Annotated in this window: 19 protein-coding genes and 1 pseudogene; 8 read left to right on the forward strand and 12 right to left on the reverse strand. The window is 49.3% G+C overall.

Annotated features, from left to right (window positions below; all coding sequences use genetic code 11):
- Positions 1-29: 29 nt before the first annotated feature.
- From ACFOUO_RS14370 to ACFOUO_RS14380, 3 genes are all read right to left on the reverse strand, one after another.
- Positions 30-1412 carry a cytosine permease gene (locus ACFOUO_RS14370; protein ID WP_380705839.1) on the reverse strand — a complete coding sequence of 461 codons (1383 nt, stop codon included), beginning with the start codon at positions 1410-1412 and terminating at the stop codon, positions 30-32.
- A 108-nt stretch (positions 1413-1520) separates the two neighbouring features.
- Positions 1521-1673 (reverse strand): hypothetical protein, encoded by a 153-nt coding sequence (locus tag ACFOUO_RS14375; protein WP_380705840.1) that lies wholly within the window; start codon positions 1671-1673, stop codon positions 1521-1523.
- A 301-nt stretch (positions 1674-1974) separates the two neighbouring features.
- Positions 1975-3000, reverse strand: coding sequence for a DUF2332 domain-containing protein (locus tag ACFOUO_RS14380; RefSeq protein WP_380706259.1), 1026 nt, complete (start codon positions 2998-3000; stop codon positions 1975-1977).
- Between the two features lie 98 nt (positions 3001-3098).
- On the opposite strand from ACFOUO_RS14380, the gene ACFOUO_RS14385 reads away from it, so the two are divergent.
- The 3 genes from ACFOUO_RS14385 to ACFOUO_RS14395 all read left to right on the forward strand — a co-directional run bounded on the left by ACFOUO_RS14385 (position 3099) and on the right by ACFOUO_RS14395 (position 4549).
- Positions 3099-3272 (forward strand): hypothetical protein, encoded by a 174-nt coding sequence (locus ACFOUO_RS14385; RefSeq protein WP_380705841.1) that lies wholly within the window; start codon positions 3099-3101, stop codon positions 3270-3272.
- Positions 3273-3587: 315 nt separating this feature from the next.
- A complete protein-coding gene (locus tag ACFOUO_RS14390; protein ID WP_380705842.1) occupies positions 3588-3821 on the forward strand; it encodes a hypothetical protein in 234 nt (77 codons plus the stop codon).
- Between the two features lie 14 nt (positions 3822-3835).
- On the forward strand, positions 3836-4549 hold the full coding sequence (locus tag ACFOUO_RS14395; RefSeq protein ID WP_380705843.1) for a DUF421 domain-containing protein: 714 nt from the start codon (positions 3836-3838) through the stop codon (positions 4547-4549).
- A 60-nt stretch (positions 4550-4609) separates the two neighbouring features.
- On the opposite strand, the gene ACFOUO_RS14400 is transcribed toward ACFOUO_RS14395, so the two are convergent.
- The 4 genes from ACFOUO_RS14400 to ACFOUO_RS14415 form a co-directional block, all read right to left on the reverse strand.
- Positions 4610-5482 carry a diacylglycerol/lipid kinase family protein gene (locus tag ACFOUO_RS14400; RefSeq protein ID WP_380705844.1) on the reverse strand — a complete coding sequence of 291 codons (873 nt, stop codon included), beginning with the start codon at positions 5480-5482 and terminating at the stop codon, positions 4610-4612.
- A complete protein-coding gene (locus ACFOUO_RS14405; RefSeq protein WP_380705845.1) occupies positions 5404-6261 on the reverse strand; it encodes an SDR family NAD(P)-dependent oxidoreductase in 858 nt (285 codons plus the stop codon). Before ACFOUO_RS14405 ends, ACFOUO_RS14400 begins: the two co-directional genes overlap by 79 nt.
- 10 nt (positions 6262-6271) lie before the next feature.
- On the reverse strand, positions 6272-7318 hold the full coding sequence (locus tag ACFOUO_RS14410) for a class II aldolase/adducin family protein (protein ID WP_380705846.1): 1047 nt from the start codon (positions 7316-7318) through the stop codon (positions 6272-6274).
- Between the two features lie 186 nt (positions 7319-7504).
- Positions 7505-8467 (reverse strand): site-specific integrase, encoded by a 963-nt coding sequence (locus ACFOUO_RS14415; protein WP_380705847.1) that lies wholly within the window; start codon positions 8465-8467, stop codon positions 7505-7507.
- 412 nt (positions 8468-8879) lie between these two features.
- Here ACFOUO_RS14415 and ACFOUO_RS14420 point away from each other — a divergent pair.
- Both ACFOUO_RS14420 and ACFOUO_RS14425 read left to right on the forward strand, forming a co-directional pair.
- A pseudogene (locus tag ACFOUO_RS14420) lies at positions 8880-9028 on the forward strand (IS200/IS605 family transposase); the annotation flags it as partial.
- A gap of 42 nt (positions 9029-9070) precedes the next feature.
- The gene (locus ACFOUO_RS14425; RefSeq protein ID WP_380706260.1) at positions 9071-10249 is read left to right on the forward strand and encodes an RNA-guided endonuclease InsQ/TnpB family protein; all 1179 of its coding nucleotides are present in this window, start codon (positions 9071-9073) and stop codon (positions 10247-10249) included.
- A gap of 194 nt (positions 10250-10443) precedes the next feature.
- Here the strand turns inward: ACFOUO_RS14425 and ACFOUO_RS14430 are convergent, their stop codons facing one another.
- From ACFOUO_RS14430 to ACFOUO_RS14450, 5 genes are all read right to left on the reverse strand, one after another.
- Entirely contained in the window at positions 10444-11907 is a 1464-nt protein-coding gene (locus tag ACFOUO_RS14430) for a flavin monoamine oxidase family protein (protein WP_380705848.1), read from the reverse strand.
- Between the two features lie 91 nt (positions 11908-11998).
- Positions 11999-13123, reverse strand: a complete 1125-nt coding sequence (locus ACFOUO_RS14435; protein WP_380705849.1) for a GerAB/ArcD/ProY family transporter — start codon at positions 13121-13123, stop codon at positions 11999-12001.
- Positions 13124-13145: 22 nt separating this feature from the next.
- Positions 13146-14297, reverse strand: coding sequence for a Ger(x)C family spore germination protein (locus tag ACFOUO_RS14440; RefSeq protein ID WP_380705850.1), 1152 nt, complete (start codon positions 14295-14297; stop codon positions 13146-13148).
- Positions 14294-15409 (reverse strand): GerAB/ArcD/ProY family transporter, encoded by a 1116-nt coding sequence (locus ACFOUO_RS14445; protein WP_380705851.1) that lies wholly within the window; start codon positions 15407-15409, stop codon positions 14294-14296. Before ACFOUO_RS14445 ends, ACFOUO_RS14440 begins: the two co-directional genes overlap by 4 nt.
- On the reverse strand, positions 15390-16934 hold the full coding sequence (locus tag ACFOUO_RS14450) for a spore germination protein (RefSeq protein ID WP_380705852.1): 1545 nt from the start codon (positions 16932-16934) through the stop codon (positions 15390-15392). Before ACFOUO_RS14450 ends, ACFOUO_RS14445 begins: the two co-directional genes overlap by 20 nt.
- A gap of 189 nt (positions 16935-17123) precedes the next feature.
- On the opposite strand from ACFOUO_RS14450, the gene ACFOUO_RS14455 reads away from it, so the two are divergent.
- The 3 genes from ACFOUO_RS14455 to hemE all read left to right on the forward strand — a co-directional run bounded on the left by ACFOUO_RS14455 (position 17124) and on the right by hemE (position 19933).
- Positions 17124-18206, forward strand: coding sequence for a tyrosine-type recombinase/integrase (locus tag ACFOUO_RS14455; RefSeq protein WP_380705853.1), 1083 nt, complete (start codon positions 17124-17126; stop codon positions 18204-18206).
- A gap of 79 nt (positions 18207-18285) precedes the next feature.
- The gene (locus ACFOUO_RS14460; RefSeq protein WP_380705854.1) at positions 18286-18558 is read left to right on the forward strand and encodes an acylphosphatase; all 273 of its coding nucleotides are present in this window, start codon (positions 18286-18288) and stop codon (positions 18556-18558) included.
- A gap of 334 nt (positions 18559-18892) precedes the next feature.
- Positions 18893-19933: a uroporphyrinogen decarboxylase gene (gene hemE / locus ACFOUO_RS14465; protein WP_380705855.1), complete on the forward strand. Its 1041-nt coding sequence runs from the start codon at positions 18893-18895 to the stop codon at positions 19931-19933.
- Positions 19934-19945: the final 12 nt, after the last annotated feature.

Genomic DNA, 19945 nt, shown 5'->3' on the forward strand with positions numbered 1-19945 from the left:
GGCGTTTTCTGGGAAGTGCGAGAAAAAGGTCAACCGCTGACCTCCGGTTTTTTTGTCATTCCCTGGGACATCCCCGCTTTCCCAATCACATATTGCAGCACGATGGCTGAAAGCAAGCCATCCAGCGTGGAGACATGGGTTAAAGTAAACCACCCCAGCCCGCCGTCCGTCATGGGAGTCGTAGCAAATGCAATCATCGTGGCCAAACCCCAGACAAGAAGTGATTGCCATCTTACAGCTACAATTTCACGTTCGGCCAGAAAGGCAAATTGAAATTTAGATCGATTCACTAAAAAGTACTCACAGAGGTAAATCCCGGCTACTGGCGCAGCAAATGGGCTCAGGAGGAGGAGAAAGTCGACAAACTTACCATAGATGCCTAGGAAGGCCAGCATCGTTCCGGCCAGACCTGCAATGATCGTTAAAGTTATCTTGGGAACATTTTTGAACAGCACAGAAAGGTTCAACCCTACGCAATACATGTTGTTATCGTTGGTTGTCCACTGGGCTAAAACCAGCAATGTTACAGCAATCGCACCCCAGCCGAAGGAGAGTAGGATTTGAATGACGTCTTCCGTACCGGTCAATCGGGATAAAAATGCCGCGACAAACATCATTAAACTATTTCCGACCAAGAAACCGAAAAATCCAGATAACGCGGCATCTCTGGACGTTTTGGCCCAACGAGCGACATCCGGGGACTGTGCACAACCGATGATATAAGCTCCTACCACCAGAGAGATTGCTGTTCCAAGCCCCATCGTTTCTTTGGGAGGCATTGAAAAGATGGGAGCTAAAGATTCCCGGGTGATCAGTACGCCCAACATGCTTAGCAGAAAACCCACCATCAACGGAACGGAGATCATACTGAGTTTTTCGATGGCCTTGTATCCGATGGCGGCAGTGGCGGTCATCAACAGCCCCCCAATCAGGGCCAGCCAACGCGGAGGGATTTCTATTCCAAACACACTTTGCAGAACCGCATGGGCTGATTGCCCAAAAAAGCCAGCTGTGACACCAAACCAACCAAACACGGCTACACTCATAACCAAAATGACCAGATAAGCACCCTTTTCCCCAAAAGTAAACCGGTTGATCATCGCGGTACTCAAACCAGTTTTTGACCCCACATAGGAGCAAAAAGCCCCGATTACCCCTAAAATCACCGACCCTGCGGTGATAGCAAGAATAGCCTGGTTTAACGTCATCCCATTGATTAAAGCGGCACCTAGAACCACAGCGGACAGATCGATTCCCATCGCCAACCAAATCAGCGCCAAGGGTAACCACCCTCGTCTTTTCCCATACGGAACCGGTTGTCTGGCATAGTCCTTGTCCAACATAAATTGGCTTTTCTTTGTAATCATACGTCTCCCCGTTTCTATTTGCAGATTTATCCAACCCTCTACCATTCATTAAACAGGTTTATTCTTGGTATTTCAAGAAGATTTGTATCAGTTTTTCTTATTCTTCTATATAAAAAGGAGGAGTTGGTTCTTTAACCGCCTCCCCCCTTCCATTCATTGTTCTTTCTTATTCAGATATTCATTGGGATACGGATCCCCTTCCTGCCGGTGATTTTTGAAAGGAGCCAATCTCCCATTCCGATTCTCACCTTTCGATACTTTTTGTTCTCGTTGCCCGTTATTGTCCCTTGCTTCCTTACTCGTCATGTTGACCTTCCCTCCCTTCTTCTTTTTTTACTCTCCCCCACCGTGTGAAAGTTTATCTGCCCAACGGTGATTATGTTAGGGGTTGGGCTAAGAACCAAATATGGTTTAGTAGATCATGAAGGAGGTCTCTTCCATGGCTGAAATTGATTTTGGGATATCGGAAAGATTCAGCTGGAGTGGCAACTATCACCATGTGGTACATCGGGATGATTTTGGCCATCGTTTGCCTGTTGCAATTGGTAGCGTGGATCTCTCTTTTCTTTCGAGAAAGCGAAGGGTAGCCACCTGCCCTCTTATAGTTCTACATTTTCCACTCGAACCATCGGGCATGTCCCTCGGTTTCGGCTAGTACCCGATTGGACTCCCTGCCGTCGATAAAGGAATCCAAATGAAGAGCGCGATCCCACATATTGTTGTACACATGGAAGACATCTCTCTTCTTTCCGATGGATTGAATATGATTCATCAGTTCTAATTTGCTCTCCTCAGGCATTTGGTTCGCGACATGCGTATGAAAAATACAGAGGGCGGTATCTTCTGGGATCTGTTCGGCGATATGGGGAAGGAGTTCAACTCCATCTCCTTGTATCAATTCTAAGGATTGCTCTTTCAAGACTGTGACGGTTTTTTCAAAGAGTTCAACTCTCTCCTTATGCTCGGGCCAGATTAAGGATCTCATCCATAAGGTATCTTCGTAATTGGATAGATTATTAATATGTAAATCCACTCCAAAGCGTAAGGCTACGGGTGGACTCTCTGGGAGCAAAAAGGGTTGGTGATTTCCTTTGACTTCCGAACGGATGAGAATGTCAGAGGAAATATGACCATAACTTCGATCGTCCCCATAGTCGTACTGATATAAATCCCATAGGAGCTGAAGCCCTGCACTCGTTCCGATCTCAAGGAGGGACAGGGGTTTCTTAACTTGACGATAAATGAAACAAAAGCTCGGATATAAGTAAGCACAACGTCGGACTTCGTTGGTTTGAACCAGCTTTTCTTGAAGGATAGGAATCAGTTCTCGCTTAAAGGACAAACAAAAATCACGAAAAGGAGGAAACGCTCGTTCCACCTCCTGAGGATGATTGACGAGACTACGGTAGAATTGTCTCAATTCATGATGTTTCCCTTTTAACAATAGGTAATGAACAGCACCAAACAAAAGGTTAGGCACAGGTTGACCGGCTTGAGCATGTGAAGCGATATCAAGGAGTTCTTCATCTTCACTCACCTTGAAAGCCAAGTGCTCATATAAATTGCTTGAATTTTTGCATTCATGAAGAGAGAAATGTTTAAATAACGTGGACAACCTTTCTTTTTTCACTATTGCTTCCTCCTCACTTCAAAAAATAGCTAAGGGTTATTTTGAAAATGATTCAACACTCCACAAAAGAATCCCTTTACTAATCCGAAAGGAGAAGAAAGATGAACCAGAAAGAACAGGAGGCTCTGAGAAAAGCCTTCGGATGGAATAACCCCGTGTTTGATTTGCTGCAACAAGGCGAAAACGATACCTATCGGGTAACGGATGCTAAGTCCTCCTTTGCTTTACGCCGCTATCGCCCCTGCCGCTTCAGGTCCTACTCAGGTCCGTGCTGAGTTGGAATGGGGGATCTGCACTAATGTGGATTCGGTCCTCGTATGATGGACGCCGGGGTGGTAAGGGTGCATCTACGGGCCTCTGATCGCTTGGCAGAGATATGGCCATTTGCTTGGGAACAGCCCTGCGTATCTTTTATACGGCTGGAAAGATACCCATCCTCCAAGATCTGGAACATATTCAGCGGAATCCGAGGAACGGATTCAAAAGTATATGAGGTGGATCCAGTTGGAATTCGAGGGTTAAGGCTCAGAATAAAGGAACTGCGGAAGGCTCATAATGGAGAAAGAATGAGCCGAGAGGACAGGGTAGCCATGAAACGCAAGCCGGAGTATTTTTATCTGTATGATGCGGTGTTAGCTACGTTGGGATCTGTTTTGTTTCTCAGCATCGGAGCAGCGATTGCCGTCTTTTTTACAGACAAAGACCCCTTTCGGATAGGATTTCATTTCACGGAGTATGTGATTGTATCCGTGGTGTTTTATGTATTGATAAAAACCTTCGTCAAATACGGGGATGAAGCCTGGAAGGAATGGCAGGAAGAATAGAGGGAGGTGGGTGGATGAGCCAGGAAATTCTCGTAATCCTGGGGAGAATCGTGACGATCTTCCCTCTTCTTCTAATTGTCACGTTATATATGGGACGCCGTTCCATCGGTGAACTGCCGGTTTTTGATTTCATGCTCATCATTACGTTGGGATCGATCGTCGGGGCGGATATCGCAGACCCGAGTATCCACCACTTCCCTACCGCCATTACTGTCATCGCGGTAGGTGTATTACAGCGAATCATTTCCCGTTGGGCCATTCAAAGCCGGAAATTCGGCCGACTGATCACCTTTGAGCCTGTGATCGTGATCTGGAAAGGCCAGTTGCTTGAAAAACGGCTAAGAAAGATTCGCTATCCCATCGATAGCGTTTTATCCATGCTCCGGGAGCAACAAATCTTTGATCTAAGCGAAGTGGACACAGCAGTCCTTGAACATAACGGGAAACTATCCATCCACAAAAAGCCTCCCCACCAAACGGTGACCAAAAAAGATCTTCATCTCCCCTCCCCCGCCAAAACCGACATTCCCTTCCCGGTGATCGTCGAGGGAAAAATGAGCAAGGAAGTCTTATCCAGCCTGGGATTAAATGAAGATTGGCTGCAACGGGAATTGGATAAACAGGGATTAAAAAGAGAGGCCGTATTTTTTGGTACCGTCAACGAAAATAACGAATTAACCGCATTTCCCTATGTCTCGGATGCATCACCACCTCCTCTCCGTCATTGAAAGAACAGGATGGCAAAGAGAAGCCGGTTTTCTTCTGCTAGAAGAAAACCGGCTTCTTGTTTACAAAATCGAAAGGGATTGGGGATGAATTCGGATGGTGGCAGGAGTTTTACCGATGATCTCCCCGTCGGCATGGATGGGTAACGGCGGGTCAGAGGTGATCGTGAACGTTTCTCCTCGATGCAGGGAGACAGAGGGATGGTGGATATGGGCGCCCCGAAAAACAGACGGGATGATTTGGAGAAATCGGGCCTTTGTAAGACTATGAACGCAGCAGAGATCCAGCAAACCATCCCCGGAATCCGCATGGGGACAGATCAACATCCCTCCGCCGTAGTTGGGAATGTTGGCGACCGCGATTAGCCAGATGCCTTGATAATGAAAGGGTTGTCCATCCACCACAAGGGTCATTTGATAGGGGCGAAACCGTGCCCAGGTTTGGAACGCTCCTGCCAAATAGGCAAATCGTCCGAGCCAACGCTTGGAGGATGAGCTATTAACCGATTCGGCCACTTTCCCATCAAAACCAATCCCTGAAAACCCGATCATCATCCGGTTGTTTACTTGAGCGGTATCGATCCGGCGCACTTGATGCCTCAAGATACGTTCCAGTGCGCGCTCGGGATGGGAAGGGATCCCATGGGCGCTGGCAAAATCATTCCCTGATCCTGCCGGAATATAGCCCAATGGAATCTCGGTTTTTACCAATCCATTTCCCACTTCATGGACCGTGCCATCTCCTCCAATGGCAACGATGGCACGAATGCCTGGTTGTTCGGCCAGTTTCCGGGCAATTTCCGTCGCTTCGCCGGCATAGGACGTGATCTCAGCCTGATAAGGAATAGAGGTTTTCTCTAATTTTTTTCGGACACGGTTCCAGACTTGTTGTCCCCGTCCGTTTCCAGCGGCGGGGTTGACCAGGAAGGTGTACATGGAGGGGTCGCCTTCTCTTTCTTCAGGGAATCATACATGTTCCTCATTGCCCACTGATACCAACCAGGGGCAAAAGAACGTAGCCGTGTGATCCAGCTGAGACTCCGGGGCATCACCTGGAGACGGGGACGGTCGAGGAGCCGTACTGCCTGCTTGGCCACAAACACGGGATCCAACACCCGCCGCGCGAGCAACGGCGGGAAAAAGCGAGCAGGATCCTCTCCCCGGAAAAACGGGGTTTGAACCGGCCCCGGGCAGAGGACGCCTACTTGGATACGGGGGAAAAACTCCAAGTGAAGCGATTCGGAATACCCGATGAGCGCAAATTTGCTTCCGCAGTAACCCGCCAGATTGGGTACTCCCGTTAAGCCAGCTGTTGAAGCAATATTAACGATCCGTCCGCCCCCCTGATCCAGGAAATGAGGAAGAAACGACTGAGTCATCCTTACCGCACCCAGGTAATTCGTTTCGATCATCTCCTGATAATCAGCCAAGGTTAGATCCAACGCCCCTCCGAAGTGGCCGAAACCGGCATTGTTCACCAGCGCGTCCACCCGTCCGAACTGCCGGAGCACTTCATCTTTCAAGGCATCCACATCTTCTTGCCGGGTGACATCACAGGAAAAACAAGCTCCCTGCCCGAGGGTTTCCCTTAGCTCCCTTAAGGCCGGAAGGCTCCTTGCAGCCATGATCGGGAAATCGCCCTGTCGAACCAACTGACGGGCGATTTCTTTTCCGATGCCGCTGGAGGCCCCCGTCAACAAGACCATTCGGCTCATTCAAGACACCTCATGACATGGGTACCTGGGGGAGAATCCGGCCTTCGATTCGCTCGAAAATATCATCCAGGTCCTTTCCGGTAATGGTTAGGCCATGGTTTTTCAACCCGACAACCGCTCGGGAAGGATCTTCCGATTCCCGGATTTTATCCGCCACCGCTTCTGCCAACTGGACCGTGCCGCAGGGGTAGTTGATTTCCGTGGATGGAATGCCCTCCATCCATGCGTGGATGTGAACAATCGCTCCCACTTCGGGATGCTCCGTATAAATCATCCAATGTTCGATCGCATCCACCGAAGCCCGTTTGGGCTCTACATGTTCGGGTACGCTGATTTCCATGGCTAGACTATCGGCATCGTATCCCTTAATCAGGAGAATGTCCCTGCCGATCTGTTGCAAGTTCGCCTTGTTCACACCCCGGGCGCTCATCCAAAACTCGGTTCCTTCCCGGCGGGCGCTCAAATTGCCGTAGCTGAGGCCACCAATTCCGTAAAGGCGTTGAATATGCCGATAATCTTTCGGCGGGAGCAACTCCTCAATCGGGAACGGGGCCGGCAGGAGATTCATCTCATCCAGCTTCTTGCCGGATTGGATGATCGCTGAAGTCCGATGATCCCCTTCGCTAAGCTCCTCGGGTAAATCGGGATAAAACGTATTGTCGATCACCAGTTTCGAAGTCGCTAGAGGACGGACTCGCTCATACACCCGTCGATAAAGATCCGCTTCGTCGAGCTCCCCGTCAATCGAATAACATCCCTGTTCCAGCGTGATGAAATGGACACGGGGATTTTCACGGGAGCGATCCAGGTAGATCATAAGGTTTCCCAGAGAACGGATTAGAATGGGATATCCCGCCCGAAATACAGAATCCGTCGGACGGTCCGATTCCGTCACGGTTACGACAAAGGTCCCCTTCCCTCTTCGACGAAAATGACGGGGATTTGCCGGATCGACAAAATTGAAGACCAATTGTAGATCGGCATCGATCTCTTCTTGTAACTGGTATCCGTTGGCTTCCATTTCCCTTTGAAGACCTTTGGAAAATCGTTCCACCACGGGACTGAGCCTCCGATCACCAGCCATCAAAAATGTTGGAATGTTAACCCACTCCTTCCATAATCTCTTATGTATTATGGCCACCGCAAACCATCCTATACCCTTTTCAACATGAAGCAATTACTCGCGCAAAAAACCCACAGGATTCCTTCCCCCTGTGGGTTTTTTGCATCGATAGATCCAATTCTACAATCCCAAATCCGAGGCGGCGTTGTCGTTGAACAACTCTCCGTCTCGTATGTAACGCCGTACCATGTTAGTGGACTTGTGACGGGTTTGTTTCATGATGGCCCGCTCATCCTTTCCGGCCATGGCAGCGGATGTGGCAATCCCGGAGCGAAGGCTGTGACCGGCAAAGCGGTTTGGATCCAACCCGACCCGTTGTACGGCTTTCTTGACAATCAAGGCGACGGATCGGTCCGTCAGGCGGCGATTGCGAACCTGGCCATGCCGGTTGATCGGTCGGAAGACAGGGCCAGTTTGGATGTCCGCCTCCCCCAGCCATTCCTCCAGCGCCCGAACCGGACAGGTTTCAGGCCGAGAACCGCGAGGGATGCCCACTTTCTCTCCCCTTCCGTCTTGGTCCGTTTTAGAGCGCCGAAGCAGAATCACCATCCCCCGTGGGACGGTTTGGACATCTTCGCGGTCGATGGAGACCAACTCCGAGCGGCGAAAGCCACCGGAAAAGCCGACCAACAGCAAGGCCCGATCCCGCTTTCCGGTCAGGGTATCCGGCATAGATTCGGCGATCAAGCGAAGATCCTCCACGAGGATCGGATCCTTTCCCTCCTGGTAGGTACCCTTCGTCCGTCGTATGCCTGCCCATACCGTTCGAACCAAGTACCCGTTGGTCGGCGAATCGTGTCCTGCCGCTTGATGAGCCTGGCTGATCGCCGACAGGCGCCTTTGCAGTGTGGAGGTCTTTCGGCGGTCGGCCAGATCCGTCAAATACAAAACGACAGTCTGGGGGTCGGCAGGAAGCGGCGACAGCGCCCGCCGTTCACACCAGCCAGTGAAATCCTCCCAATCCGCCCGATAACTCTTGGTGGTATTTGCCGCTTTCGAATGACGAGTGTAATCCTTTACCTTTTTTATCACTTCCTGAAATTCCGTGGAGAGATCGTTGTTTCCAGTTGTCAAGTCTCCCATATATCACCTCTCCGTTTCGTTCACTCCCCTCTATTAAAGCATAGATAAAAGAGGCGAACCAACGTTCCGGCTCCCTCTCGCCAAAAACAAATTTTCCATTGGGTATATCTCAAAAAATATCTTGGATTTTGAGATCGATTGAAGGGGTGTTATTTTTCAACCAAGGGATTAACTAACCCGATAGTTCCGTCTTTTATCTCTATTTAACATACCTGCGCAAGAAGTCTCCCGCTTCTACAAGCGGTGAGATGAATGGCGCGTCAGACGAGGGAGGAGTGCTTTTTACCCCTCTCGCAAGTCTGACCATTTTTTAAAAGGGTTGTTGCCATTTTCATTCACCTGATCTATCATCCGTATTAGGTGATAAAATGGTTGATATAAAGAGGAAATTGGATAGCAATAATCATTCTTGATGTACTACCATCTAGTCCTCGTGATCAAATATCGAAAGAAAGTACTGGATGATTCGATTTCCCGTCGTACAAGGGAAATCTTTGAGTCCATTGCATCCAAGTACAATATTACTCTACAAGAATGGAAAACGAGAAAGATCATGTCCATAAATACATTGAATCACAGGGACAGGGAAAGCGAGGTGAAACCATGCTTCGGGCGAAGAAAGTCTATTTCTCTGCATCTGTATCCGATATCCATCGTCTTTTTGCCTGTAACCGTGAATCAGCCCTTGTTTGGAATGAATGTTTGCAATTATCAAGACAACACCAACTCGACCATGGAAAGTGGATCGCTAAATCCGAATTACAAAAAGCGACCAAAGGACGATTTCATCTCCATAGCCAATCCATTCAGGCCGTTTGCCACAAATATCTATTTGCCAGAGATGCTGCACACCAAGCGATCCGAAAAGGAATCCAAACGGCTCGTTATCCCTATAGAAGCAAGAGCCATTACAACACCAAGTGGGCAAAAGATGGCTTCAAAATCCATGAGAATGGAAAAGTCCAGCTATCTATGGGAATCCATCAAGGGAAACGGGAGAAGCCAATCACGGTCTACACCAAGAACCTCCCCCAAGGGACCATCAAGGAAATCGAGCTTTGTTATGATAACGGCTTTTACTTATCGGTTGCCTTTGAGGATGGAAGAGAGAATCAACCCTATGAGCAGAAACAATCGGCCGGAGTCGATCTCGGCGAAATCCATACCCTTGCCGCTTTCGCTGAAAGCGGAGAGGCGTTGATCATCACGGGTCGGAAGATCCGCTCCATTCATCGCCTCCGTAACAAGAAACTGGCAGAGATTCAGCGCCTCCAATCCAAGTGCAAAAAGGGTTCACGGCAGTGGAAGAAGTATCAGAGGGCAAAGCGATACGTGCGGTCTAAATCCGAAAAACAACTGCAAGACGCTCTCCATAAGACAACCAAACAGTTTGTCGGTTGGTGTGTCAAGCAGGCTGTCTCCGATGTTCACATGGGAAACCCTGACGGTGTACAGCGGAAGACGAGAAAGAAAAAGAAGGCGACGCGCAAACAAGCCCAGCGGTTATCCAATTGGTCATTTGGAAAGGTAAAGAAATCCCTACAATACAAGTTAGCCGTGAGGGGAATCCATCTGCTTGAAGCCGATGAATCCTATACCAGTCAGACATGTCCTGTCTGCAAGAAGAGAAAGAAACCCTCTTCTAGAAACTACCGCTGTTCCTGTGGCTATCAAGAACATCGCGATATCCATGGAGCGAGAAATATGTTAGCCCGATCGCTCTATGGAGAGATTCTGCATCTCGATGTTCTCACAAAGCAAACGTATCTACGGATCGCTTGAGCGAGAAGTAGTAGATGGTCTGTTCCGACCCGGGTACGATTCGTACCTGTTGCTTACTTAGGAATCCAAAAGGGCTTTCCGAATCCTTCGATTCGAGTATGGAAGGCAAACCCTTCGATACATGAGAGCTTTTTGGTTCTGATGGTAAGAAACTCCCACTTCTTAGCGTTAGCGTAAGTGGGAGAGGTTCATGGTTATTTCATCCATGATTCATGCACTTCTTTCGCAACCCTGACCCCTGACTCGATAGCCCCCTGCATCCATACCCGGGTAGTAGAGGCATGTTCCCCAGCGAAGTGAACCCTTCCTTCCGGTGTGGCGATGGCATGAGATAATTCCGTTTCCTGCATCGGTTTAAACATGGCAAATCCCCCGGCAGCGTAGGAGGACCGAGACCAGCTGTAAGAGATTCCTCTGCGGAATTTTTCATAGACCACCGGCCCGAAAATGGACGCCATGTTACGTAAGGACAATTCCATGGCTTCTGGGTTATCCAAGGCATTCCAGAGAAGTGCGTCATCCCCCCAAGTGTAGCTGGCCATGACTGCGGCCGGGTTCCAGGGTTCGCTATTATGACTGGGGTAATAAGTAAACCGGATGGGTAAATCCGTGATCGTCCTTCCTCCCCTCGACCCGTTTTCTTCCCAGAACCGATCTGCGAATTCAATTCCCACCTTGGAAGCCGGCGTGTAATGGAGTTCGCGGATCGCTTTTCGTTTTTCGTAGGAAAAGGCCGTAACTGGAACGATATCTACCATACGAAGGACGGAAAAGGGCAAGGTAACGATCAGTCGGTCTCCGCATAGTTGAAACGGCTGCCCCGTTTTCTGGTCCACACCCTGGACTGTAACCTTGTCTCTTTCAGGGAGGATCACCGTCATTTTTCGTTCTAGCAAGAGGTTTTCTTTTAACTGAGGCAGGAATGATGCAGGCAGACGGTCGTTCCCTCCCGTGATCTCATAAAACTGAACCTCCGGATCGGTCAAGATCGTAATGAGACGGGCTACATCGATAAAAGAAAGCTCCATTATTCCGCTTGTATCCAGAATCACCTTGATCATGTCGATCGCCCCTTGGGATAACGGAGCGCCAAAAGGAGGTTGGTGGAGGATTTGATCGACTGAGTAACGACTGAGAAATTGAATCATCGCGTGGGTATTGTTATGAAACCCTTCTATCAACTTCTTCATAAGGCTTCGAAACAACTGGGTCGCTGTTTCCCCTCTCTCTTTCGGAATGACCGGAAAGCCGAGGATAGAAGGGTCTTGTTGATAGGTTTTTAAGCGGGTCAAAACTCCGTTGACAGCAAGGATGTCGGAAGGCGTTTCATTGATAAATCGGTTGACGGGGAGACGGAATTTTCGGATATACTCCCATACTAAATAATGCGTATCCGGTATGCGCATCGCTCCCACTTCAAAGGTCAACCCCTCCGAAAAGGGGGAGCGCATCGTGAACACTCTTCCTCCTACCCGATCAGAGGCTTCGAAGAGAATGACGTGATGACCGGCTTCCTTTAACAACGAGGCGGAGACCAACCCCGCCATTCCCGCCCCGGCGATCAAAATCGTCTGGGGGCAGGGAGTCGGAGGTAGTCCGTTTCGGATGATCTGAACCATCTCCGCTGGAGGCACTGGCGGAGGTGCGTATAGGGACATCTCCCACCTCCTTCCCGGCGGATACTTTTGGTTAGTGCCGCCTTTCATATCTTATTCTTGCGGGGCTGGTTTACAATCCATTTTTGTCATATTAAAAGTCACGAGATTTATCCATTCTGGTCTCCTTTTTGCCGAAAAGCAAGGAAATCGCCAGTAAAACAGGTGGCATCCCGACGATTAATATGTAGAACAGGACTCTCAGTATTTGGTCTAACATTTCTACCTCAAACTGATCTCTAGGCATAAATGAAACAGCATAACAGATCAGGGCGATCCAGGGCACCCATTTCCAGTGGGACTTCTGGTTCAGCAGGCGGGCCATTCCCAGTGATGCCACATAAAGATCCGAGCACGTGGAGGTAAACGCTAAAATGATCCAGAGAGTGAGGAAATATAAGTCCGGTCGTTCCACCAACTGAAACCGAAAGGATTTCAGCATATAGATGACGGGAGAAGGGATCATCGTCATTTCTACCGGGCTGAATATCGTGAGTGCGGTCAGGGTGATAAACAGATAGACCAATATGGTGATCAGATTGGCAAGGGAAGCGGCTTTTAGTTTATCCCGGGCACTCCCTTCGGTGAAGGGATAGATCACCATCATGATCTCAAATCCCATCAAGGCAAAAGTGCTCTCGTTTGCCCCTTTCAAGAGGTTGACCAGGCCAGCGATCTGTCCCAAAGGAAGAATGTAATAGATGTTGACTTTTGTAAACGGATCGAAGAGGGCTAAAGTCGCAATGACGACTAAGAGCGCTGATAACCCTGAAACAAACGCGTAGAAACGACCAATTTTTTTCAGGGGCGAGATCGTCAAGTAGATGGCGGTGGTCGCCATCAATCCGGTAATCACCCAGCGTGGTGTCTCATGGAGCATCCACGTTTGGATAATCTGAAAAAAGAGGACTAGAACTACGATGACAACCATAGAGAAAAACAGGATATATCCGGAAATGAGGATCTTAGCCGGCCATTTTCCGATCAGGCGAGGCAAGATATCATATAGTGTCAGAGATGGAAAACGGCGATTCAACGACCACATGATTACGATCATCACTTGAACCCCTAGGCCTGCGAGCAGAACGGAAATCCAACCGTCTCCCTTAGCGTATTCCTGGACACTGTGAGGAAGCGTGAGGATCCCAAAACCAATCTGTGTCTGGAGGATGATGAACAGTAATTGCCCCCGGGTGATACGATTTTGATTTCCACCCACTGCTTCCTCCCTCCTTAAGGGTTCAATTCACAATCCCGTGTCCGATGATCCGGGCGGTTACTCGTGGGCGGATCGTAATTTTGGGATAGGTTTTAGTCCACCACTTCGCCCCTTGCCATTTCTCCGGATAGTGGGCCATAATGCGGCGACCGATACCAAAACCGTCAAAGCGGGATCGCTTCATTTTCTTCACCACTTGGGTGGCTTGGTGGGTTAAGCTTTCAGAAACCTTTTTGTTCAACCGATCGATGATCGTCGGCTCGGTCAGTTTATCTTTCGGGTATTCGATAGCAGCTACATCCATATTCAGATTTACATTCGCCTGGATCGTTCCATCGGGACGGATTTGAACATCCAATGTCTGTTTCATTTTTCCGATGTCGATGGTGATATAGGAACCGACATCGGCGGCCTTACCGGGATCCACCTGCATAATCATTCGAGCGATTCGATTCTTTTTATCCGCCATCAACAGAAACAATCGCGATTCTTCCCGATTGAGGGTTCCAGTCATGTGACGACCGTGGAACATGGCGATCCCTTCCACCGACACATCTTTTTTATTGTTAATTCCCGCTGCTTGAAGATCCCCGGTTTCTTTTGTCAGGTAAGGAACCGCAAAATCCTGACCCGGATCGAACATCATCGGAGAGATGCTTTTGATATTGACCTGAGGAACGAGGGTGCTCGTCTCGGCGCTGGAGATCGTTTCATCGACAAATTGCCCGATCATGGTATCCCCCACTTTGTTTAGATCCAACAAATCCTCTGCTTTCCCTTTAACGACAGCAAAATGCGCATTGAGGGCACTTTTTGGATCCCGAAAAAAAATGTCTAAAATAGGATAGATATCTTCTCGGGCTAATTTTTCTCCTAGGACCAGGGTTCGGTTTTTGGAGGGATCAAACCGGTCGTTTAATCGGCGATCAGCGTTGTCCCGAGTTTCACGGGGGGTATGACCGGTACTCTTCAAAATCACGTTGGTTAGTTCTTGCCCCCCCTCCGCAACCTTCGATTCACGAATAACTGCAGTGGTCAGCAGTTTGCCTTCTGGTGTTCGGTCTAATCCAGCCAAAACGACCAGACGGGCGTCTTTTAACAAGGTGATGTCCCAACAGCCGGTCTGGGATAGGAGCAAAAGAAGAGAGAAAATCAACAACAGTATCCGTTTCATGCCACTCCCCCCCTCTCATCTTTTTTGCCGAGCAGATAAGAGAGAATCAGCAGTATGCAGGGAAGTCCCCCGATAAAAATATAGGACAAGATGTTAACGACCTCATTAAACTTTTCTACTTCCAATTTACTGAAGGGAATAAAGGAAATCGCATAACCGAGCAATCCCGCCCAGAGTATCCACTTTCGGTGAACATGCTGATTGAATAACCGGGTAAACCCCAGTGTGGCCGTATAGAGAAAGCTCACCATTGTAGTAAAGACGGATATGATCCAAAGAGTGAGGAAATACAAGTCCGGCCGTTCCACCAGCGGAAATTTAAAAGCTTTCAACATATAGATAATCGGTGAGGGAATCATGTCCAGTTCCACCGGGCTGAATACCAGAAGGGCGGTAAAGGTGATAAATACATAAATAAGAGTCGTCCCGAAATTGGCCAGGGAAGCCGCTTTTAATTTAGCGGCAGGGCTCCCCTCAACAAAAGGGTAAAGCACCAACATAGTTTCAAATCCCGTCATCGCGAAAGTGCTCTCGTTCGCCCCTTTTAAGAGCTTGATCGGACCGGCGATCTGCGCCAACGGAAAGATGTAATCGATGTTCGTCGATGTATAAGGATCAAAGTAAGTGAGTGTGGCGATCAGTACATGAATGGCCACGACTGCAGAAACAAACACGAACAGACGGGCGATCTGTCTCAAGTTGGAAATCCCCATGTAGACGGTGGCGACTATCATCAGACCGTTGATGATCCAGCGTGGCGTTTCCGGGAGCATCCAGGTGCGAATAATACCGAAGTAGAGGATGAGGGCCATAGAGGAGAGAATCAAAAAAAACAGACTGTACCCCAAAATTAGGATTTTTCCCAGCCACTTCCCCGTCAGCCGGGGTAGAAACTCATAGAGAGATTGGGAAGGAAAACGTTTGTTCAAGGCCCAGATCAACAGAATCAGCAGTTGAGTTACCAATCCCGCGATCAGGACGGCTAGCCAGCTGTCTCCCTTCGCTTCTGCGTGAACACCATGCGGGAGGGATATAATCCCCGTGCCCACCTGAGTCTGAAGAACGATAAACATAAATTGTGTCGGGGAGATACTAATTTTCTTGCGGGTCATCTCGCTTCCAGCCCCTTGAATGACGTTCTTTGTTCCATTGTTGTGGCTTGGCGTCTGCCGGTCGTTCGTTTAGTTTCCACAAAGGCAGACGAACAATCATATCTTTCATATCTTTCAGCCGCAAGGGAATGGCCGGGGCAAAAAAAGGTGTCCCGAAAGATTCCAACCGGGTTAGGTGAATCAAGAGCAACAGTGCCCCGAACATCATTCCCAGAAAGCCGAACAGGGAGGCCAACGCCATCATGGGAAAGCGAAGAATTCGAACCGAGGCGCCCATCTCGTTGGAGGGAACCACAAAGGAGGCGATAGCGGTCAACGCCACGACGATCACCATCGTATTGGATACCAATCCCGCTCGAACTGCCGATTCCCCGATCACCAAACCGCCGACGATCCCGATGGTTTGCCCGATGGGAGCAGGCAAACGAATCCCGCCTTCCCGGATCAACTCAACGGTAAGCTCCAAGAGGAGCGCTTCCAATATGGGCGGAAAAGGAACAATCTCCACACTGCTCTTCATGGGGAACACGAGTTCGGAAGGGATCACTTCATAGTGAAAAGAGACGATCGAAATGTAAAACGAAGGCAGAAAAATGGCGAGGAAAAAGCTGATAAACCGGATCAGGCGAAAAAACGATCCGATAAAGGGTCTCATGTTGTAATCGTCGATCGACTGATAAAAAGCGGTAAATGTGATCGGAACAATCAAAGCCGTGGGGGTTCCTTCCATCAAGATGGCCACCCGGCCTTCCATGAGGTTTCCGATTACCCGATCGGGCCGCTCGGTGTTTAACATCTGCGGAAAGGGTGAGTAGCTGCTCCCCTCTAGGTACTCTTGTACATAACCCGACGATAAAATGGAATCGGCCCGGATGAATTGCAGCCGTCGTTCCACCTCTTCCACGATCTCAGAACTTGCTAAATCGTGCATATATACCAGGGCCAGCTTGGCTTTATTTTTTTTTCCCACTGTTAAATAGCGAACCATCAGCTGCTGATTATCTATCCGTTTGCGAACCAAGTGGAGATTGACCAACAAGTTCTCCACAAATCCCTCATGGGAGCCTCGCAGTACCTTTTCATGGTCCGGTTCGGCGACCGCTCGTCGGTAGACGGCATGAGCTTGAGCGACATAACATTCCTTTAACCCTTCAAAGAAGAGAATGATATGACCGTGAATCAATTGTTCAATGGCAGGATCCAGCTCCTCCTCTGTCTCCACTTGCGGAGAAGTGAGCACCTCCTCTAAAGGCTTTTCTCCTTCACTTAGGGACATCGGTTTGAGTATTCCGTCCTGGATTTTTTCGAAGGCCGTCATTGTGTTCAGATAGACTAACACACCGTCGCGCCCATGATAGGAGAGCTCGCGGGTTTTCAGATCCTGGGTGTGAAACAGGGATTTCCTTATATAGGCTAAATTGTCTGAGACAGAAGGAGAAACCATCTGCACCTCTTCATGACCTTCTGTGCCCGGATGGTTCTGAGAACGAGGGTGGCTGCGAAAGATTTTTTTGAAAAAGCCCATGGTATTTCTCTCCATTTCATTATGGCTACCTCTTACGTTGTCCCTCGCTAAGAAACTTTATCCATTTCGATGCCATCCCCCCTAACTTCCGATAATGGTACCGTATCGGAAGTCAGGGGGGTGGTCTTTTCCTAGCTGGCGTGATATATCTATTAGTACCGTTACAAAAGTCTCGAAGGAGTGAAACCCTTGTCAGAGATCTTCTCCCGGCGTCTGCCGGAGAGCATCAATCGGATTATTCTTAGGTTTCCCGAGGATGTGCAAGAATTTTTCCTTGAGATGATCAGTGCTGATCGTTCCAAACAGACGATTGCCAACTACGCCTATGATTTTTCTCTCTTTTTCGACTATCTCGAATCCAAAGGAGTGGCCCTGGAAGACGTCGATCCCAAAGTGCTGAAACGATTCTTCCGGCATATTGAAAACGGCTACGAACGGACCGTCCATGTGAAAATCCACAAGAAAGATCCTGTCACGGGTGAGATTCAGGAACATTGGACAGAACGGAAACACTACCGGGAAAACTCTCGGGCCGGTAAACAACGAAAGCGAGCCTCGATCCGTTCTCTCTTTCGCTACCTGGTCAAAACCCATTTCCTGGCTCGCGACCCGATGGAAGAATACGAAGATGCCAGCCTGCGGGCCAGGAACCTTAAAAAAATGCCCGTCTTTCTGACCCAAGAAGAGGCGATGCGGCTCATCCAGGCTGTGAGTCAGTATTACGAAAAGCAGAAACGGAGGCGCCACCGTTGGTATGAAGAGCGGGACCGGGCAATGATTCTCCTTTTCCTGAACACCGGCATGAGGGTCTCAGAGCTCGTAGGACTCAATCTCAACAGCATCCAGAGCGACCGCGACTCCCTGCACATCATTGTTCTTGGCAAGGGCGGCAAAGAACGGATGCTGAAACTGAACCGCACCGCCGCCGAAGGACTGCAAGCCTACCTTTCTCAAAGACCGCGGGAACATGTGCCGGCAGAACACCAGCACGCCCTCTTTCTCAACAAAAATCGCACCCGGATGAGCCGCAAAGGGGTAGGGGAAATCCTCCGTAAATATGTACGGGAGGCCAATCTCCCTCCTAAAGCGGCCAGCATCTCCCCCCACAAGCTGCGCCATACCTTGGCCACCCTCCTCCTATCCAACGGGGAGAACTTGCGGGTCGTTCAGGAAATCTTAGGACATTCCAGTATTCAAACCACGCAGATCTATACCCATGTCATCAACTCGGAAAAAGACGGTGCTCTCGACCGTTTGAATGAGTTGATGTGAAAAGGAGGGTTTACCCCTCGGAATGACTTCTTCGGAAATGGTATCATGATAGAGACATCTCCTTGAGAAGGAGGATTCCATGCAACGGAAACACCTGATCGTTCACGGTCGTGTTCAGGGAGTCGGCTTCCGATTTCATACGCAACAGGCGGCTAGTCGCTTAGGAATCGTCGGTTGGGTCAAAAACAACCCAAACGGTACTGTAGAGATCGACGCCCAAGGAGAAAAAGACGCCATCCGAAAATTCCTGGAAGCCGTTCGTAAAGGCAGTCCTTTTTCTCGGGTAGAACGGGTGGATGTGAAAAATAGGGAGCCTTCTATGAACCGAAGAGCCTTCGATGTGAAATATTGATTTCTGCTACCGGAGATACCTCCGGTTTTTTCTTGTTAAAAAGTTTTAAAATGGAAATTGATAGGGCTACCACGAAAAAAACACCCTTAATAAACGGGGTTTACAGAGCTGAAAATGATAGTGGAAAGGTATTCTATCGTAAATCACTTAAAAATGCCTCATACCCCCTTCTATTTGCGATAGGAGTGTCCGGAAGATTTTGGCCTGTTTTCCGGGTTCCCAGACGGCGATTTGATGACACTTTCTCTGTTTCTTTCACAGACGGGGGTGGTTGTGGTAATAATAAAAAGGGAGATTATTTATAGTTGTTCTAAATAGTGAAAGGTGTGTCCTCATGCCCAAAAATTTCAATGATACATTTCTGCGTGCTTGCCGCCAGGAGGCCGTGGATTATACCCCCGTTTGGTATATGAGACAAGCAGGCAGGTATCAACCGGAGTACCGCAAAATCCGTGAAAAATATTCTTTCTTTGAAATGAACGAAATCCCGGAAGTCTGCGTGGAGGTTACCCGACTGCCTGTCGAGCAGCTGGGAGTCGATGCGGCGATTTTGTTCGCGGATATCATGACGCCGCTGAAACCGATCGGCGTCGATGTGGACATTCGTTCAGGTATTGGCCCCGTGATCGGCAACCCGATCCGCCACTGGGAAGATGTCTACCGGTTGGGGGAGCTGGATCCGGAAAGCCATCTTCCCTTTATCCTGGATTCCATCCGAATGCTGGAAGAACAATTGACCGTCCCCCTGATCGGATTCGCCGGGGCCCCCTTCACCCTCGCCAGCTACATGATTGAAGGTGGCCCATCGAAAAATTACCATCAAACGAAAGGTTTCATGTATGCCCAACCTAAGGCTTGGGAAGCGCTGATGGATAAGTTAGCTTCCCTCACCGTCACCTATCTGAAGGCTCAGATCGCAGCCGGAGCAAAGGCCGTCCAGATCTTTGACTCTTGGGTGGGCGCCCTCAACCGGGAAGATTACCACCGCTATGTGGCCCCCGTGATGCACCGGATTTTCGCCGAAATAAAGGAAGCCTCAGATGTTCCGACGATCTATTTCGGAATCGGTGCGGGACACTTGTTGACAGAATGGGACCGCCTACCGGCGGATGTCTTAGGCTTGGATTGGCGCACGACCATTGATACCGCACGGGAAGAGTTGGGAATTCAGAAGCCCTTGCAGGGAAACCTGGATCCCTCCCTTCTGCTGGGCCCATGGGAAATGATCGAGGACAAAGCCCGGGAGATCCTGGATCAGGGCGCAAAACACTCGGGTCATATCTTTAACCTGGGACATGGTACCTACCCTGAAGTCCGGGTGGAAACCCTACAAAGGCTTACCGCCTTCATCCACGACTATTCAAAGCAGAACTGAGGTGTTTTTTTG

The organism is Salinithrix halophila (genome assembly GCF_042650125.1).
In the GTDB taxonomy this organism is placed as follows: Bacteria; Bacillota; Bacilli; order Thermoactinomycetales; family DSM-45169; genus Salinithrix; species Salinithrix halophila.

Coding starts and splice junctions, on each gene's coding strand:
- ACFOUO_RS14425 (WP_380706260.1), top strand. CDS start 9,071: ATGCTTCGGGCGAAGAAAGTCTATTTCTCTGCATCTGTATCCGATATC.
- ACFOUO_RS14450 (WP_380705852.1), bottom strand. CDS start 16,934: ATGGGCTTTTTCAAAAAAATCTTTCGCAGCCACCCTCGTTCTCAGAAC.
- ACFOUO_RS14370 (WP_380705839.1), bottom strand. CDS start 1,412: ATGGTAGAGGGTTGGATAAATCTGCAAATAGAAACGGGGAGACGTATG.
- ACFOUO_RS14375 (WP_380705840.1), bottom strand. CDS start 1,673: ATGACGAGTAAGGAAGCAAGGGACAATAACGGGCAACGAGAACAAAAA.
- ACFOUO_RS14385 (WP_380705841.1), top strand. CDS start 3,099: ATGAACCAGAAAGAACAGGAGGCTCTGAGAAAAGCCTTCGGATGGAAT.
- ACFOUO_RS14430 (WP_380705848.1), bottom strand. CDS start 11,907: ATGTCCCTATACGCACCTCCGCCAGTGCCTCCAGCGGAGATGGTTCAG.
- ACFOUO_RS14400 (WP_380705844.1), bottom strand. CDS start 5,482: ATGTACACCTTCCTGGTCAACCCCGCCGCTGGAAACGGACGGGGACAA.
- ACFOUO_RS14390 (WP_380705842.1), top strand. CDS start 3,588: ATGAAACGCAAGCCGGAGTATTTTTATCTGTATGATGCGGTGTTAGCT.
- ACFOUO_RS14405 (WP_380705845.1), bottom strand. CDS start 6,261: ATGAGCCGAATGGTCTTGTTGACGGGGGCCTCCAGCGGCATCGGAAAA.
- hemE (WP_380705855.1), top strand. CDS start 18,893: ATGCCCAAAAATTTCAATGATACATTTCTGCGTGCTTGCCGCCAGGAG.
- ACFOUO_RS14415 (WP_380705847.1), bottom strand. CDS start 8,467: ATGGGAGACTTGACAACTGGAAACAACGATCTCTCCACGGAATTTCAG.
- ACFOUO_RS14395 (WP_380705843.1), top strand. CDS start 3,836: ATGAGCCAGGAAATTCTCGTAATCCTGGGGAGAATCGTGACGATCTTC.
- ACFOUO_RS14445 (WP_380705851.1), bottom strand. CDS start 15,409: ATGACCCGCAAGAAAATTAGTATCTCCCCGACACAATTTATGTTTATC.
- ACFOUO_RS14460 (WP_380705854.1), top strand. CDS start 18,286: ATGCAACGGAAACACCTGATCGTTCACGGTCGTGTTCAGGGAGTCGGC.
- ACFOUO_RS14440 (WP_380705850.1), bottom strand. CDS start 14,297: ATGAAACGGATACTGTTGTTGATTTTCTCTCTTCTTTTGCTCCTATCC.